Source organism: Pseudomonas sp. AU12215 (genome assembly GCF_001675465.2).
Taxonomy (GTDB): domain Bacteria; phylum Pseudomonadota; class Gammaproteobacteria; order Pseudomonadales; family Pseudomonadaceae; genus Pseudomonas; species Pseudomonas nitroreducens.
On the sequence record NZ_MACM02000130.1, the window covers coordinates 1 to 16950 of the forward strand.

The 16950-nt window shown below is 58.0% G+C and carries 12 protein-coding genes; 2 read left to right on the forward strand and 10 right to left on the reverse strand.

The window, feature by feature from the left end; translation table 11 throughout:
* Positions 1 to 310: 310 nt before the first annotated feature.
* On the forward strand, positions 311 to 925 hold the full coding sequence (locus A9513_RS16975; protein WP_065327652.1) for a hypothetical protein: 615 nt from the start codon (positions 311 to 313) through the stop codon (positions 923 to 925).
* A 158-nt stretch (positions 926 to 1083) separates the two neighbouring features.
* Here the strand turns inward: A9513_RS16975 and A9513_RS16980 are convergent, their stop codons facing one another.
* The 6 genes from A9513_RS16980 to A9513_RS17010 all read right to left on the reverse strand — a co-directional run bounded on the left by A9513_RS16980 (position 1084) and on the right by A9513_RS17010 (position 10856).
* Positions 1084 to 1659, reverse strand: a complete 576-nt coding sequence (locus A9513_RS16980) for a hypothetical protein (protein ID WP_065327653.1) — start codon at positions 1657 to 1659, stop codon at positions 1084 to 1086.
* 18 nt (positions 1660 to 1677) lie between these two features.
* Positions 1678 to 3474, reverse strand: a complete 1797-nt coding sequence (locus A9513_RS16985; RefSeq protein WP_065327654.1) for a DUF262 domain-containing protein — start codon at positions 3472 to 3474, stop codon at positions 1678 to 1680.
* A 74-nt stretch (positions 3475 to 3548) separates the two neighbouring features.
* Entirely contained in the window at positions 3549 to 5954 is a 2406-nt protein-coding gene (locus A9513_RS16990) for a DEAD/DEAH box helicase (protein ID WP_065327725.1), read from the reverse strand.
* A gap of 457 nt (positions 5955 to 6411) precedes the next feature.
* The gene (locus A9513_RS35620; protein ID WP_141678449.1) at positions 6412 to 8640 is read right to left on the reverse strand and encodes a hypothetical protein; all 2229 of its coding nucleotides are present in this window, start codon (positions 8638 to 8640) and stop codon (positions 6412 to 6414) included.
* Between the two features lie 431 nt (positions 8641 to 9071).
* On the reverse strand, positions 9072 to 9857 hold the full coding sequence (locus A9513_RS36550) for a hypothetical protein (RefSeq protein WP_065327655.1): 786 nt from the start codon (positions 9855 to 9857) through the stop codon (positions 9072 to 9074).
* 366 nt (positions 9858 to 10223) lie between these two features.
* The gene (locus tag A9513_RS17010) at positions 10224 to 10856 is read right to left on the reverse strand and encodes a hypothetical protein (protein ID WP_065327657.1); all 633 of its coding nucleotides are present in this window, start codon (positions 10854 to 10856) and stop codon (positions 10224 to 10226) included.
* Positions 10857 to 11158: 302 nt separating this feature from the next.
* Between A9513_RS17010 and A9513_RS17015 the strand changes: the two genes are divergently transcribed.
* Entirely contained in the window at positions 11159 to 12235 is a 1077-nt protein-coding gene (locus tag A9513_RS17015; RefSeq protein WP_065327658.1) for a sel1 repeat family protein, read from the forward strand.
* A gap of 210 nt (positions 12236 to 12445) precedes the next feature.
* Here the strand turns inward: A9513_RS17015 and A9513_RS17020 are convergent, their stop codons facing one another.
* The 4 genes from A9513_RS17020 to glyQ all read right to left on the reverse strand — a co-directional run bounded on the left by A9513_RS17020 (position 12446) and on the right by glyQ (position 16866).
* Positions 12446 to 13219, reverse strand: coding sequence for a 1-acyl-sn-glycerol-3-phosphate acyltransferase (locus A9513_RS17020; RefSeq protein WP_065327659.1), 774 nt, complete (start codon positions 13217 to 13219; stop codon positions 12446 to 12448).
* A 13-nt stretch (positions 13220 to 13232) separates the two neighbouring features.
* Positions 13233 to 13763 carry a D-glycero-beta-D-manno-heptose 1,7-bisphosphate 7-phosphatase gene (gmhB, locus tag A9513_RS17025; protein WP_065327660.1) on the reverse strand — a complete coding sequence of 177 codons (531 nt, stop codon included), beginning with the start codon at positions 13761 to 13763 and terminating at the stop codon, positions 13233 to 13235.
* 101 nt (positions 13764 to 13864) lie between these two features.
* Positions 13865 to 15919 carry a glycine--tRNA ligase subunit beta gene (gene glyS / locus A9513_RS17030; protein ID WP_065327661.1) on the reverse strand — a complete coding sequence of 685 codons (2055 nt, stop codon included), beginning with the start codon at positions 15917 to 15919 and terminating at the stop codon, positions 13865 to 13867.
* On the reverse strand, positions 15919 to 16866 hold the full coding sequence (glyQ, locus tag A9513_RS17035) for a glycine--tRNA ligase subunit alpha (RefSeq protein WP_015474809.1): 948 nt from the start codon (positions 16864 to 16866) through the stop codon (positions 15919 to 15921). Before glyQ ends, glyS begins: the two co-directional genes overlap by 1 nt.
* Positions 16867 to 16950 lie beyond the last annotated feature (84 nt).

Genomic DNA, 16950 nt, shown 5'->3' on the forward strand with positions numbered 1-16950 from the left:
TGCCCGATTGAGGTCATGACAGAGGTAGTGGCGTTGCAGCATGATGCACCTGCTTCAATCCAGTAACCGTGTTGCACTCAGCTTCTGCAACCGCCCTTCATTTTCGAAATGGCGGCAGCGTGAATAATCTAAATGAATACCGAGAGCGAAAGCCTGTGCGTATTCAACTGACGCCAGATGGCCGTCCCGCCGTGTCCGAGATTGAGGTTGCCCTAAAGACGTATATGAGTGAGCTGCGTGACCCTAGTCACAATGGCCCGGTCAAAACGGATGGCACGCTTAAGGTCGTGAGATTGGTGGGAGAGTAATCATGAAGGTGCGGGACTGGCTGCTTCCCGATGAAGTTCAGAGTGCCGCTGCTGCTGGCTCCGAGATGCTTCGAGTGGTTAGCCAGACATCGCACTTCTGGCTCAAGCAAACAATCGCCGCTGTCATTCCTCTTGGGATTGGGGCCATGGCGGGCTACTGGCTTTCAGAAGGTGTGATTTCGCCGACCCAGCTTGTCGCTATCAAAGACATCATGATGGGAATCATGACGTTCATCTCCGTGCTCGCTGGGTTTATGGTCACTCTGATGCTTTTTACAGGGCGCAGTGGCGGCGCCAAGCTGCTTACAGTCGATCAGGCCCCACTCTATGTCGAAAAAATCACCTACCTCCTCTTCTCGCAGGCAGTCACTCTTGCCGTGCACATCTCCTGCATCCTGGGTTGCTTAGCTTGGCTGATTGTGCAGAGTCACGGAGAGGGTACGGTCCTCGGTCAGTGGTTGTTTGTCGCAACAATTGGCCTGTTGCTGCTCTCCATGTTCAGGACGCTTTTGTTACCGTTCCAGATCTACGAGGTGCATCACTTCGAGCTGATGGCCATGATTGAGGAGAAGAATGAGGAGTTTCGGAAGGCTCTTCGTGATCGACAAGGCCTATAGATGGGTCAATATTGCCACTCCACGCTAAGGTACCCGCTCGGTGGTTTGAGCGGGTGTATGTGAGCAAGGGCCCCATCGTAGCCGGCGTATTCCAGCGACTAGCTGATAGATTTGCTTTTTTCGATTGATTTGCTCCTGAGCTAATCAACCAAATTTGGCTAAGCATCGGCTAGCTTGCTGCGTGGAAGCAGGGCGGCTTCCACTTGAAAGGCTTCCTCAGTTGCCATGCCGTTCATGATGTTCTCGATGATGGTCTCCCTAAGCGAAGTGATTGCGGTGGGATAGGCTTGGCGATGTTCCGCATAGTGCTCGGACATCAGTCGTTTTGCCTGCTCACGCGAAATACGTTTCACCGGAGTCACGGCTTTCTCACTGGTGTGGCCATATGAGTCGAACGCTTCGTCGACAGTGGACCAGTCAAACTCGAAGCAGCGTTGTTGCTCGGCTTGGCAATCGTGATGCCACATGGCACTACCCGGATACTGATCCGTCGCGCTGACGATGATTAGGGTCAGCCGGGGTAGGTCACGTTCTGCGACGAAGTCGTAAATTACCCATAGAATTCGTCCCATCCGCACCGGTATGAGATTCTGAATCCGCTGGTCATCGGGGTATCGCGCTTGGGCAATGTCGATGAGTTGGCTGTACGTACGCAACTCCCTCTGCGTAGCCAGCTCTATCAGTAGGGGGTATAACAATCGCGCGAGTTGAACATCAAGCAGCGTACGAGCCATGAATCCGATCTCCAATGTTTAAAGGGCTTCGAACCAGCACTGAATCTTCAAAGCCATCAGCTTCCTGCGTTCCTCAAGGAAGTCGCGAAAATCCTTAATTTCGCCGTCCAGCATGCCTTCCGGAATGCAGTTCATGCGGAGGTTGGTCAGCAAGTCATTGCGATCAGTGATACCACCATACTTTTTCTCGGCGCCGCTACATTGTTCGGCGAGTTCCGCGAAGTAGAGGTCCGGTGCCTTGGCGCCGATGGCGATATTGATCTCACTCTGGGCAACTACGTAATTGCTGATCTGGTTGTAGGTGCCGCTGCTCATGCCCTGCCCTTTGAGGTGCTGCCGTGGGTAGACGTGATGCACATCGGCACGATTCAGCAGCAAATCGGTGACGGTGATGTCCCGTGAGAGAAAACCCTTGTCCACAAGCTTGACCTGGGCCGCCTTGTAACAGAGGAAATAGGGACTCTTGATCGAGGAGGTGTCCATGAACTGCGGCAGCATCCCGGTCCAGAAACTGTCGGGCAGCTCATTGGGAATCACCGACTCGACGTAGTCGATGACGCCTTTGCTGGCAATCTGGCGAATGTCGAAGTCGAAGGTGGATTCTGGAGAGCCGCTGTAACGGCCAGTGAGGATCGACATGGCGTACCAGCGACGGACCAGACGCTCTAGATCAGCAGCCGGCACGCTGGCTTTCCGACCTTGCAGATAGACGATATAGGCGAAGTTTACCGCGTTCTGGCTGCTGATCATGTCGCTGGTAATGAAGCCCGCCGAACGCAGGATCATAGTGATACGATCGAAGTGGGTCTTGTTGATGAAGGCGTGGATACCGTTCTTCAGCCGGAGGAAGGAGTCTTCAGCAATGGACTCTTCGTACTGCTTGGTTTCGAAATTTCGTCCCGAAAGCAGAGCCACCAGGTCCTGCAATTTGCCGCGCCCGAACTCTGACGTGAATGCGACCCGCAGCATGTCGGTGTAGGTTGGGTCGTAAATGTCGTCATTGACGTTGGCAACCCATTTCATTTTGTCGAAGAACTCAGAGTCGACGAACTGAGCGTCACCCTTCTGAATCTTGCTCAGAAACTCAGGCGCGACGGCTAGGTGGCAAAAATAGTCGATAGCCTTGCGCAAAAGATTCCCGCCGTAGGTCTCGTTGACGGCGATCTTCGACATCGCGAAGTCGGCTTGGGAGAGCTGCTTTCCTGCGGAGTTCACCCGGATGAAAATCTCGGTGACCGTTTCAATGTCGAGGTCTTCGGCCAGCTCGATGATTCCCACATGGTTGTGGATGATGCCGCGCAACTTCTCGATGACGCTGAAGATCTCGTCCTGTGAGCAGGCAGGGTTTGCCTGGCAGTAGCTGCCGACCAATTGGAACAGGCTGGTCGAGGACCGAAAAATCTCAGCGACATCGGGAATCCATGCAGCATTTTTGCGGATGGCCGGGTTGGCGACCTCGAACCGCTCCTCTTGCGGGTTAAAGGCAATACGGATTTGCACGTTCTCGTAGTCATCCGTGAGGACTTCAACGCCGAGTAGCGAGGCCATGAGCGCCGTGACCCGCTGTTGACCGTCGATGAGAATGCGTTTGCCGACGGAAGTGGAACCGTCCTTGAGCTTGACCTGCGGGTTGCGCCAGGCGATCAGGTAACCCACCGGATAGCCTTGATAGAGCGAATCGAGCAGGTTGCGTACCTTGGTGGCCTCCCAGACAAAGGGGCGCTGAATTTCAGGAATCGCAATCTCACCCGATTTTACCCAGGTCAGGAGGGTTTCAATGGGATGGGGGGTGACGGAATAGCGCTGGGTCGCCATGTGCTGTGTCCTTACAGACGTGAAAGGGGATTATTTGGACTTCCAAATACGGCTGCTGCGACCAAGGCTCTTGCCTAGCGCTCTTGCGTCCAGCCAGCAGCGGCCCAGTCGAGATTCTCGGGTATCAAGTAGCGATTGCTGGCGCTGGCCAAGCGCAGGTTGGCGATACCGTCGGCACTCTCGAACAACCGCTTGGATACCTGGGGATCAGCGGACATCACACTGTGCTCTGCTGGAGCAAGCAGCCATTGGCTGGCCGCTGCGGTGTTCAGTGTGGCCACACCATTGTTCACCTGAATGGCGACGAATTCTTGCCGCATGCGCTTGCCCTGTGGACTCTGCCAGCGGAGCATCGCTCCGAGCAGTGCTCCATCGCCTAAATCGGGGGCTCTGATTGTCGCCGTCAATCCGCCGAAGTCATGCTCACAAGCCTTGCTCAAGAGGTATTGCATGAGCTTGGAGTTCAGGTCGAGCATTTGAGTATTGGGACGGTTACTTGCCAGAGCACGGTCCAAGGTCACGTCGATGCGTTGCGTTGTTCTAGCCGACAAGCCCATCTCAAGCAGGACGTTTTCTGGCAAACGAATGCGCAGGATCCGCTCTTTATGGGTTTGCTCTATAACTTCAACTCCTAGCTGTTCGAACATCCCAAGCACAAAGCTACGTAGATGATCGATGGTGATGGCCAGCTCGTCGCGCAGTTCATGTGGATCGCTGGTGGCGGCGTGGGCAAACAGTTCGCGCTGCTTTGCCGCAGCAGTACGTGCCTGTTTCAAGGCCTCATCAATGCGCTCGCGAGTCCGTTCAATTCCGAGTTTGGTGGCCTGTTGCAGGATGTCATCGACATCGATCAGCTCAGCTAGCTCACCGAGGATCTCGTCCTTCAACCCATCGTTGAACTCATCGCGTTGAACCTGCGCTAAGTCGGTCACGACGCTGTCGATGCGGCTGTACATCAAATTGACGATGCTCTGATCCAGGCTGTCGGTTTGCTGGATGTTGAAGACCACGACTTTTTTTGTTTGCCCGTAGCGATAAAGACGACCAATCCGCTGGACCAAGCGCATCGGGTTCCAGGGCAGGTCGTAGTTGACCATGATGTAACAGTTGCGTTGGAGGTTGATCCCCTCGCCGCCCGCTTCGGTTGAGATGAGGAATCGGCCGTTCTCTTCAAATCGAGAGATGGCGTCACGTCGTTCGGCGTGCTGCATGGAGCCGTTGATCAGCTCAACCTGCCCCTCGCCATAATGGCTAGCCAACACATCGCACAAGTACTTCTGAGTGGTGCGGTACTCGGTGAAGATCAGAACCTTTTCGTTGGGATTGGCTGCATGAATCTTCCCAATGATGTCTTCGACAAACAGCTTCAGCTTGAGGTCGTTGGCTTTTAGCGCATCGGCTTCGGCAATGAGGTTTTTCAGCAGCTGCACCTCTCCTGCAAAGAACTCGCGAGCATCGCTGGTGAATTGTTCCTCCCATTCCCCGAGGTAACGTTCATCGCTGGGCTCATCGGTGGATTGGTTTGCGGCTGCATCGTCCAAAAGGCGCTGAAGACGATTGCAGAGGGCCCGGTGAATTGCCGCAGCACTGGAGGCGGCCAGCTTGCGATACACCGTCATAACGAAACCGATTGCGTTGCCGGTACGACCTAGCGCTTCACCGGCGTCATAGCCCCTGCGCAAGTAGTCTTGAAGGGTCCTATCGAACTCGATGGATTCGCTGCTGCTGGGTACTTGCAATGCACGAGTGATCTTCCCTTGGAAAATGAAATTACCCTCAGCATCGGTCACATCGGCCTTATGGTTACGAAACACCATGTCGCGCAGAATCTCGGGCTTCACATTGAGCATCATAAGCTCGGTTCTGCGCTCTGGGCGAAGCAGCTCCAGCAAGGCGACAAACTTGTCTTGCATGCCTTGGTGCGGTGTCGCGCTAAGCAAAAGCATATGCTTGGTCAGGCTCCGCAGGCTCTTGGCTAGGTCATAGCGCTCGGAGCTGTCCAGCTTTTGCCCATACTGGCGGCGGCTCAGTCGGTGCCCCTCGTCAAAAATGACGAGGTCCCACGGCTCCGCTTGAAGCAGGCTTTCAAGATGGGCCGCCTGCTTCAGGCGATCCATTGACCCAATCACGCAGTCGTGCATCTTCCACTGACGAGGCTCATTGATGAAAAAGTCCTCGCCATAGATCTCAAAGTCTTCCAGCTTGAACTTGTGATACAGCTCTTCCTGCCACTGCTTGGTAAGCCCAGCGGGAGTGATCAGCAGTATGCGTTTGACCAGATCTCGCTGTCGCAACGCATGCAGCAGCATCCCGGTTTCAATCGTCTTGCCAAGGCCCACATCGTCAGCGATCAGCCAATTGAAGTTGCCGGATGCGAGGATGTGGTGAACGAGGTGTATCTGGTGTGGAAGAGGCTCAATGTCCAGGTGGGACAGAGAGCCGGTGTTCTCATTCCACACCTTGATGGCGTGGGCCAACATGCGAAGACGCAGGCGTTCCACATCGGTGGGCTCACCTTGGCTGGTAGTGACAAAGCGGTGTTTGACGCCCTTTACCTGTCGCAGGTACTGATAGGGCAGCCAATGACGTTCGCCGCGCTCTGGAAACTCCACCAGCGCTTGTTCGCTTCCGGCCAGGAGGCGTTGCTGCATGATGATGCCTTGGCCCAGTGAGCGGATTCCACTTCCTGGCGTGTCATCCACGACGTCCATGCCATTCTGAAAGCCTGATTGGACTGCGGATGCATCGACCGTGGCGATCATTCGTTCCGGACTGAACCAATGCACCTGGAGCTGATTTCCGGACTCCTTGGCAATGGTCATTTTGACGATGCCTCGGCGCTGATCCTGGCCGCTTGGAGTTTTTTGGCTGACCCAGCAACCCGGAACGTGATTAAGTCTGAGGGGCTTCATGCGCTAGTCCTTTATCTGTTGCGGCTCAGTTCTTGGCGAAGTCTGGTCGGTAGAGGTTCGGATCAGCCTTCGCACGTAGGGCAGAAGGCAGAGGAGGAGCTGACCACTGGGAGGCGGCAGCAACCTCGTTGTCGTCAGAGGGCAATTCATCAACTGCTACTGTGCCCGCATCCTCTTCTGCCTCGGCAGGTTCTTCCTTTTCCGCTGGTGCATTGCAATCCTTGTCCTCTTCAGCTGCGGGCTTGTCACTGAAGTAGCAACCTGGTTCTTGCGGGTGTTTGGTCTGGAAAACGCCATAAGCCCGCAATAGTGCGGTTCTTTCAATTTCCAGTAGGTCGTGCAAACCCAGATCGCTGTATTCCTCAGCGGGAAGCTTGGAAGGATCACAGAAATCAAACGGCTGATTAGCAGGCAAGCACCCTTGCAGGTTGGAGAGTCGGAACCACAGGTACCTTGCAAAAGCTTTGAAAGATCGCCGCAGGTTGGTGTTCTCGTACCAGGATGCAAAGAGTTCTTCGAGGAACACTTCGATCTCTTCTATCTGGGGTAGCGACTCGAAAGACCGAACGACCAGCAGCGCAGTTGGCCAGGAAAGAACGTGGTGTGACAGCCGGCTGCTGCCAGTCTTGTCGAACGCAATCCAGTAGATGTCGTTCTCCGACCAGATCACCTTGATATGAGCGGCAAGGATCAGCTCATCGGGGGTCAGGCCTTTTTCGATTTCCCGTTCGAGCGCGAGACGTGTCGCTCCCCAGCCACTCATCACGAAGATCTGTTGAACCAGGGGCAATGTGCTGTGCGGCCAACCTGCCTGTCCGACTAGCTCCGCTGCCTTTTGCAGTGCCCGATCCTCACGGGAGAGTCGGTCAGCGAGCCAGTCGTCAGGCTCGTTTGCCATGTACTCGTCGCTATCAAAAACCTCATCGGGGTCAAAGGCGTAGGCGGCATAGTCGTCGTCCAGGTCTCGAAAGTCGTCCTGAGCGTTGAGGGTTTCTTCTTCGTATTCTTCCTCGGGCTCGATGATCGACATGCCCTGTAGGTCATGATCAAGCTCCGATTCGACGTCCAAATCATCAAGTCCGAAGCCTCTGTCGTTCTGGATTGGAACGTTCAGTTCGAGTACATCTGGCAGTAGAAGGTCTTCATCTTGCTCAAGCTCCATTGCATCGCGAGGAGCAGCCGGGGCCTGCGCAGAAGGTTCGACCGGCTCTGGCGAAACGGTGACTGCGGAAGATGAGTTGGGAGCAGTGAGCGCTTCGCTCGCTTCAACTGATGGGGCCACCGCAGAAGCGCGGCTAGCTCTAGTGACTACCTTGACCTTGTTGGTCTCTGGATCGGCAGTCGCAGTCCTGCGGCGCAGTGTGAGTCTCAAAATTGGCTTGGTTGATGCCGAGTTCGAAGCCTCCGCAGCTGGTTCGGAACCTGTGGGCGCCTGTTCCCATTCCAGGGCTGGCCTCGCCTCCACTTCACTGGAGGATTCCGGCGTCTGGGGTTCCGCAAGCCCTGTCACCAGCCTGGGAGAAGGTGACGCCGAATGTGTCTCCCACCAGTTGCCCTCATTCAGTTCGGGATACGAGAAAGACGTGTCCTGGATGAAACTCATCGGATCCTGAGTTTCGCCGGCCAGCGTAGCGCAGGGAGACAAGGGGGCGTCGTCGAGCGACGTGAGAATTTCTGCCGAAGAGTTGAGGTATGCCAGGTCATCAGCTGTGGGAAGACCGTCGGGCTGCGTCTCCATCAGGGCTGGTTCGGCAAATGCCTGCTGCTGGCGCTTGAGCTGCATCGAGCGTTGCATGGCCTTGGCCCCTTCAACCGGGCGGCGCTGCATCATGTAAATGCGGCTGAGCACATTCAGGTAGTCAGGTTCTTCAGATGACTCGATAGCCGCCAGCAGGAGAGATTCGGCAGCCTGCAACTTGGCAGATGCGACAAGCTCGTTCGCCTCACGGAGCAATGCCTCCTTGCCACGTTGCTTGCTTCTGAAGGATTGTGCCTGTGGCTCGCGGTGCTTTTTGAAATGAAGCACTAACTCAAGCCGGCGCTGAATCTCCCTGACTGCTTGGTGGTTCTTCAGGAAATCGCTAAGCAGGGTCTTGGCTGTGGTGTGCTGTCCTTGGGCAATCAACAGTGACAGAGCTTCCAGTAAGCCCTCGGAGGAATGGCCTTTGAGGCACAGGCGGATCTTCGATGCCAAGTCGCTGGGCTCAGAGGCAACGTAGCTCCAGAGTTCATCTAAAAGCGATTCCCAATCCATTTCTATGCCTACTCCGTGACAACACAGCCCATCCTTGCCCAAGAGTGCGTTACCGGGAGACAACTTTCCCCGATAGGGCGTTTCGGCCTGCGTTGATCGTCACAATATCCAGACTGTTGTTATGGGTAAAGGCAGATTGCTATTAGGGGTGGTGCTCCCGTCAGATCTTCCCGGCACCTTATGTAGGGATGTCTGACGTGGAAATATTGTTTACATACACAGGTAAACTTTTGGATCAGGAGCCTCATCGTCAAGCGCGGGCCGAGGTGACGGGAACAGCGCGCACCCGCGCACCCGCGCATCCTCGATGGCATGCAACGGGAAAGGTGAGGTGCCATTAGCGGTTAACTGTCGATTTTTGGGGCAGGTTGGGTGTTGCACCCGCTGCTCGTCTCATCCACCCCAGCGGATGGATGAGACGCATTGCTCGCTCATCTGGATAGACCTTGGCTCAGCTGAGCAATCTTGTGCTTCAGCTGAGCTTTTGATTTGTCCAAAGCCTCCGCATTGGTTTTGGATGACAGGTTCTCCCGTGCTTTGCGGTCGAGGAAGTAGCTGATCCGTTCGGAATTTGCGCCAGATGGGTGGGGTAAGCCATCCAGCACTTGCTCCGGCTTGAGGAGACCTTGTGCCTGAAGTTGCAAAAGTATCTCGGCTACCTTGGGGCCGAGAGGGACGTAGATGCAGTGTTCATCAAGGACTCGTATCTCCTGAGCGAGGTGCGTCTCGACCTGATGCCGAAGTGAGACGCGGCTCAGCATGGCAGGGCTTCCACTGTAATTTTCACCGTTGATGAAGACCGGGTACCGTAGGGCGGAGGTGTAATGCACCAGGTGCTTGTGGGTGCTGAAAAGGCGTTCACAGCTGTCGATGTTCAGCAACTGGTTCAGGCCAATGTGATCCAGCACGGCAATCAGGTTGTTTCGCATCGAACCCGCGAAGCTCGCGGTTTCCTTTGCACGCTGCATGGCCTCCTCGGTACTGGCTCCAGCAACGAGCTGCTTTCTTGCCTCATTTAAGGCCTTGATCGCTTGTTGGTAAGCCGGAGTGATGCCACAGATGGTGACGCGCGCTTGCGTGTTGATATGGTCAAACGGTGCGTAAAAGGTTTCGAGATCGCCGTCTGAAGAGAGCAGCAGTTGCTTCGAAAGTGGAGTTCCAGATAACTCGAAGGTGGGGTCGGCTAGAAGCTGGCTGAATTGCGCAAAGTGGCTCATGGCGCGTCCTTGACTCAGTAGTTGCTGTGATGAATTCGGCGAGAAGCGGGATGCGATGGCACGCCGCGTCTAATTCGACGGTGTGGTTTCTGCGACTTCAGCCTGTCGTCTCGGTGACCGACTGTTACCACTGCGTCGTTGGCGACGACCGCATAGATGTGCCGACACTTCAGGGCCGTTGTCTGACTGGTCGGCTCGATCTCCCTCAGGAGTTGTTCGAACCCATCTCTGTCGAAGAGGTACAAGCAGACGCCTTTGTGGTGGCCCACCCTTCCGTAACTCAACAACCAATCCAGCTGCTGTTCGCTGATTTTCCGGTGTTGGATCCGCTCTTCTGCATGTCGGGTCAGATGCATGTGACTGGCCTCATACCAAGGTGGTTGGCTTGAAGTTCCGGCGTCCCTTCAGCCAGCGCAGCGCTTCTTGGGAGTCGACGACTGTTCTCACACCCTCTTTGCGGGTGTAGAGCCGGTCCGGCGCTGTCGGCTGGGTGGCATTGCGAACAGACTTCTCATTCATTTGCGCCAGGAAGGCGATCTCAAGCAGAGTCAGGTAGCCGCAAGCGGTATTCCGGAGAACCTCTGGGAGCGCTGCTTCAGCTGCATCACCGAGTGTGTCGATGTCGAGTCGTGCCCGAATGGCTCCCAGCTTGAACAGCTTTTCCAGGCCAGGGGCCAGAGAGTTGGTGGCGTGGAATTCAGCATCCCAGCGCGCCTGATTAATAAAGGAAGAGAAGTCGAGCCAGTTGCTGTCCTGTATGACTGCTTCGGAAGTGTTTAGGACTCCGTCAATTGCGTAGGCGTAGTAGCTTTCGGCAATGCCTATGAAGCGGCTGGCTCCCCCCAGGACCTCGCCAAGAGCCTTAGCATTGCAGCAGTACTTCTCAGACTCAGCTTGTAGGTGCCCCTCATAAGCGGCCTTCACTTCTTGGATCATCTCTTCTAGGGTGATTTTGGTATCGGGTTTGGCGAATTGGCCGATCAGGTCTTCGAGTCGCATTTGTTCCACTCCGGCTGGAATATTTGTAAGATAGATACAAGATGTTCCATTGTCAATGGAATATTCTATTCTGGTTGGAATTTTTCACTGCCTGATTTGCACTGGGTAGCGGCGTACTCGACGCAGACTGGACCGCTCGATAGAATCGCGGGCAGGCGCCAGCCCAACTTGCACACGAGTTAAAAACGGCGATTCACCTTCTGCTTTTCTTCTCTCCTCGCTGAGAAACTTTCCAAGCCTGCCGTCCGGGGCTTAAACGTGTGCCGACTGCTCCGCGTACGTCAGGCGACGAGGACGGTTTCATGGCTATCAAAAATCTCGCGTACGCAACGAAGCAACAGCTTGAGTCGGCGACTCATCTAGCGTTTCGCCATTCCCACGTCATCGAGCTACTGGCGGCGAGCTTTGGGTTCAAGTCCAGCGCGGCGTTAGCGGCAAATCACATCATCGTGAATTTGCGCAATGCCGTTGAGCCTCGCCCAGGCGACTTACTAGTACTCCAATCACGGCTAGTGGCTCTGGGTTATCAGGCGGCAGCTGGTGTTGCTGGGAGCGTGTTGCTACATATCATCAGAGAACATCGACTTGGTGCCGCTGCAATCGAGCGAGTCCCAGACCTGCTTGACGGCGCCCCCTGGGAGCCCGAAGACGCCGAGTGGGAAGATGAGGATGATTTCGAGCAAGCGCCCTACGAGGATTTCACTCCCGCCATCGATCTCGACGGAGTTGAGCTGTTGATGGAAGGGCTTGAAGCGGCGGCTCGACGAGGAAATGCGTCTGCGCATTTCGCGTTGGCACATATATATAGAAGGGATGAGCATTCTGACCTCGAAGGATCAGAGTACTGGTACTCCCTCTTGAAGCAGGGGCGCCCTCTTCAGGGGATCGAGTTGGAGTGGGCTCTGGCCTACGAGCGCGAGAGAATGCAGGCGGAGCGTCATGCGTATCATCTGGCCGAGGCTGCCAAATTGGGGCATCGGGCCGCTCGATTAGCTAGAGCTGTTAACGGCGCCCACAATGCTGAAAGCGAGGAGGATTTCGAAGAAGCGAAGCAGTTTTATCTGGAAGCTGCTGAGCTAGGCGATGTCGAGGCGATGCTGGAGCTGATCGAGGTCTATGATCAGGAGAACACGAAGCAGAATTGGGTCTGGGTGTACCTATCGGCGCTCTTGGGAGAGGACCTGCGAGAAAGCTCTTTGCATGCCTATCACGACGGCGGCATGTTCGCCGACGAAGACTACGATGACGACCAAGGCGGTCCGATGTATGTTGCAGGACATGAGGGTGTCGAGCTTGAGCCGCTGAGCGCCGCAGATGATGCTGAAGCGAGGCGTCTAGCGGACGAGTACTTCAGCCGCATCGATCCCGCCGGCAGGTAGCTGCGCAAAGCGACATTTATTGAAGCCAGAGTGCTGGGAAAGGACATTAATTCCGGTCGGGACGCGACACTTTTAGCGCCCATAACGCCTCTGAAACCCCTGATTTTTCTGAAGGGGGTAGCGACAGGTTATGTGCCCCTCGACATCGGGAAAGCGACAGGCAAAAAGAAAGGGCCCTTCGGGGGCCCTTTTCTTTTGTCGGCGGGAGCGTCAGGAGGCTTCGGCAACTGCCTGTGGCGTGGCATCGACCGGCAGCTCGCCCATCTCGCGCAGGGTCTGCGCAACCCAGTTCTCGGCGCGCTGGTTGAGCTCGGTAATGGCGCGTGCGCCCTCGCCTTCTGCATACATGGCCGGGCCTATCACCACCTGGATGGTGCCGGGGAACTTCGCCCAGCCATTCTTCGGCCAGCAGTGCCCGGCGTTGTGCGCGATCGGCAGAACCGGCAAGTTGGCGTTGACCGCCAGTGCCGCGCCGCCGCGGGAGAATTTGCCGATCTGACCCGTGGGGACGCGGGTGCCTTCCGGGAAGATCAGTACCCAGGCGCCCTGCTTGAGGCGCTCGTCACCCTGTTTGGCGATCTGCTTGAGGGCCAGCTTCGGTTGCTCGCGGTTGATCGCAATGGGCTTGAGCAGCGCCATGGCCCAGCCGAAGAAGGGAACGAACAGCAACTCGCGCTTGAGTACCTGGCTGAGCGGCTCGAAGTAGCCGGTGAGGAAGAAGGTCTCCCAGGTGCTCTGGTGCTTGGCGAGGATCACACAGGGCTGGTCCGGGATGTTCTCCGCACCCTTGAGTTCGTAGCGCACGCCGACCATCACGCCGGCGAGCCAGACGGCGAACTTGCACCAGGCCTGCGCGATGAAGCGGTAGCGCGCGCGGAATGGCAGGAAGGGCGCGATGAGCAGGCTGAGGGTGCCCCAGACGAAGGCGCTGGACGACAGCAGCAGGTAGAAGAGAACGGTTCTGATGGCCTGCACTATCGACATGGGAGATGGATCCTCAGGAAAGTAGGTGGTCGGCAACCGCTGCCAGATCGTCGAATACCAGCGTGCCTTCTGGCAACGTCTTGGCCAACGTACGCTCGCCCTTGCCGGTCTTTACCAACACAGGCAGACAATCGACGGCCAGCGCGGCGTCCAGGTCACCCCGGCTGTCACCAACGAACCAGACGCCCTTCAGATCTACGCCGTAGTGCTGGGCTATCTGCCGCAGCATACCGGGTTTCGGCTTGCGGCAGTCGCAGCCGTCGTCGGGACCATGGGGACAGTAGACCACCATCCCGAGTTCACCCCCCTGCTCCGCCACCAATTCCCGCAGGCGCGCGTGCATGCTTTCCAGCGTGGCCAGGTCGTAATAGCCCCGGGCGATACCGGACTGGTTGGTGGCCACGGCTACGGTCCAGCCGGCTTTGCTGAAGCGCGCGATGGCAGTGATGGCGCTGGGGATCGGAATCCACTCGGCAAGGGATTTGATGTAGTCGTCGGAGTCCTGGTTGATGACGCCGTCACGGTCGAGGATCAGTAGCTTCATGGGGGCTTCGGTAAGTCAGGCGCGTGGAGAAGTCGGAAACGAAAAAGCCGGGAGTCCGTTACGGTGAACCGTTTCGAACTCCCGGCTTCCTCAGGCAGGCATCAGCCCAGCAGCGAGATGTCGGCGACGCCGAGGAACAGCCCGCGAAGCTTGGCCAGCAGTGCGTAGCGGTTGGCCTTCACGGCGCTGTCGTCCGCGTTGACCAGTACTTCCTCGAAGAAGGCATCGACCGGCGCGCGCAGGGCCGCCAGTTGGGCCAGGGCTGCGCGATAATCGCGAGCCGCGGCCAGCGGAGCTACTTCCGCTTCGGCGCTTGCCACGGCGCTGCCAAGGGCCTTCTCGGCGGTCTCGGCGAATAGGCTGGCGTTGACGGTGGCAGGCACCTCGCCTTCTGCCTTGGCCAGGATGTTCGACACGCGCTTGTTGGCAGCGGCCAGGGCTGCGGCTTCTGGCAACTGGCGGAACGCCTGGACGGCCTGCACGCGCTGGTCGAAGTCCAGCGGAGCGGTCGGCTTGAGCGCGCGGACGGCCTGATACACGGCGACGTCCACGCCCTCGTCCTCGTAACGGGCACGCAGGCGATCAAAGACGAAGTCCTGTACCTGCTCGGACAGACCCTCGGCTTTCACCTTGTCGCCGTACTGGGCCACAGCCACGCCGATGGCGTCGACCAGGTCCAGGTCCAGCTGCTTCTCGATGAGGATGCGCAGCACGCCCAGGGCGGCACGGCGCAGGGCGTAGGGGTCCTTGCTGCCGGTGGGCAGCATGCCGATGCCGAAGATGCCGACCAGGGTGTCGAGCTTGTCGGCCACGGCGACTGCGGCGCCGGTGAGGGTGCCCGGCAATTCCGCGCCAGCGCCGCGCGGCATGTACTGCTCGTTCAGCGCCAGGGCGACATCCTTGTCTTCGCCACCGGCAGTGGCGTAGTAGTAACCGGCGATGCCTTGCATCTCCGGGAACTCGCCGACCATCTCGGTGGCCAGGTCGCACTTGCAGAGGATGCCGGCGCGGGCGGCGTTGGCCGCGTCACCGCCGATGCGCTCGGCGATGTAGGCGGCCAGCTTGGAGACGCGCTCGGCCTTCTCGTACACGGTGCCGAGCTGGGCCTGGAACACCACGTTCTTCAGGCGGGCGTTGAAGGCTTCCAGCGGCTGCTTCTGGTCCTGCTTGAAGAAGAACTCGGCGTCGGTCAGGCGCGGGCGCACCACCTTCTCGTTGCCGGAGACGATGTGCTCCGGTGCCTTGCTCTCGACGTTGGCCACGGTGATGAAGCGCGGCAGCAGCTTGCCGTTGGCGTCCAGCAGGCAGAAGTACTTCTGGTTGTCCTGCATGGTGGTGATCAGTGCTTCCTGCGGCACGGCGAGGAAACGCTCCTCGAAGGAACACACCAGTGGCACCGGCCACTCGACCAGCGCGGTCACTTCGTCCAGCAGGTCGGCCGGGACGATGGCGCTGCCCTTCTGCTCGGCGGCCAACTCGGCGACGCGCTTGGAGATGATCTCGCGGCGCTCGGCGAAGTCGGCCAGCACGTGGGCGCTGCGCAGGTCTTCCAGGTAGTTGGCCGGAGCGCTAATGCGCACGTTGGCCGGATTGTGGAAGCGATGGCCGCGGGATTCGCGCCCGGCTTTCTTGGTGAGGATCTCGCAGTCGACGACGTCATCGCCGAACAGCATCACCAGCCACTGGGTCGGACGCACGAACTCTTCACGACGGGCAGCCCAGCGCATGCGCTTGGGAATCGGCAGCTCGTTCAGCGAGGTTTCGACGATGCCCGGCAGCAGGCCAACGGCCGGCTGGCCGGCGATGGTCTGGCTGAACTTCAGTTTCGGGCCGCTCTTGTCGATCTGCTCCAGGTCCACGCCGCATTTCTTGGCGAAGCCCAGGGCGGCCTGGGTCGGGTTGCCGCTGGCGTCGAAGGCAGCCTGCAGCGGCGGGCCGTCGAGGTTCACGGTACGGTCGGGCTGCTGCACGGCAAGCTGGTCGATCTGCACGGCCAGGCGGCGCGGCGCGGCGTAGCAGCGTGCGGCGGCGTAAGTCAGGCCGGCGGCCTTCAGGCCCTTCTCGATGCCGGCCAGGAAGGCTTCACCGAGGCTCTTCAGCGCCTTGGGTGGCAGCTCTTCGGTGCCCAGTTCGACGAGGAAATCCTTCGCGCTCATTATTCGGCCTCCTTCAGCTTGGCCAGTACTTCGTCACGCAGTTCGGGTGTGGCCATCGGGAAGCCGAGGCGGGCGCGGGCCTGCAGGTAGCTCTGCGCCACGGCGCGGGCCAGGGTGCGCACGCGCAGGATGTAGCGCTGACGCTCGGTCACCGAGATGGCGCGGCGGGCGTCCAGCAGGTTGAAGGTGTGCGAGGCCTTGAGGACCATCTCGTAGGTCGGCAGCGGCAGTTGCAGCTCGATCAGGCGGTTGGCTTCGCTTTCGTAGAAGTCGAACAGCTCGAACAGCTTCTCGACGTTGGCGTGTTCGAAGTTGTAGGTCGACTGCTCCACTTCATTCTGGTGGAACACGTCGCCGTAGGTGACCTTGCCGAACGGGCCATCGGCCCACACCAGGTCGTACACCGAGTCGACGCCCTGGATGTACATGGCCAGGCGTTCCAGGCCGTAGGTGATCTCACCGGTGACCGGGTAGCACTCGATGCCGCCCACTTGCTGGAAGTAGGTGAACTGGGTGACTTCCATGCCGTTCAGCCAGATTTCCCAGCCCAGACCCCAGGCGCCGAGGGTCGGCGATTCCCAGTTGTCCTCGACGAAACGGATGTCGTGCACCAGCGGGTCGATGCCGATGGCCTGCAGCGAGCCCAGGTACAGCTCCTGGAAGTTTTCCGGGTTGGGCTTCAGGACCACCTGGAACTGGTAGTAGTGCTGCAGGCGGTTGGGGTTTTCGCCGTAGCGGCCGTCGGTGGGGCGGCGGCTGGGTTGCACGTAGGCCGCGTTCCAGGTTTCCGGGCCCACGGCGCGGAGGAAGGTAGCAGTGTGGAAGGTGCCGGCGCCTACTTCCATGTCGTAGGGCTGCAGCACCACACAGCCCTGATCGGCCCAGTATTTTTGCAGGGCGAGGATCAGGTCCTGGAAGGTGGGCACGGCGGGCGTAGTCTGGCTCACGAATTTCACCTGTGCTGGATATGCGACTAAAACCCGGCAGTATACCCCAAGACGCCTGCAGCTTGGGCTTCTCAGCGATTTCCG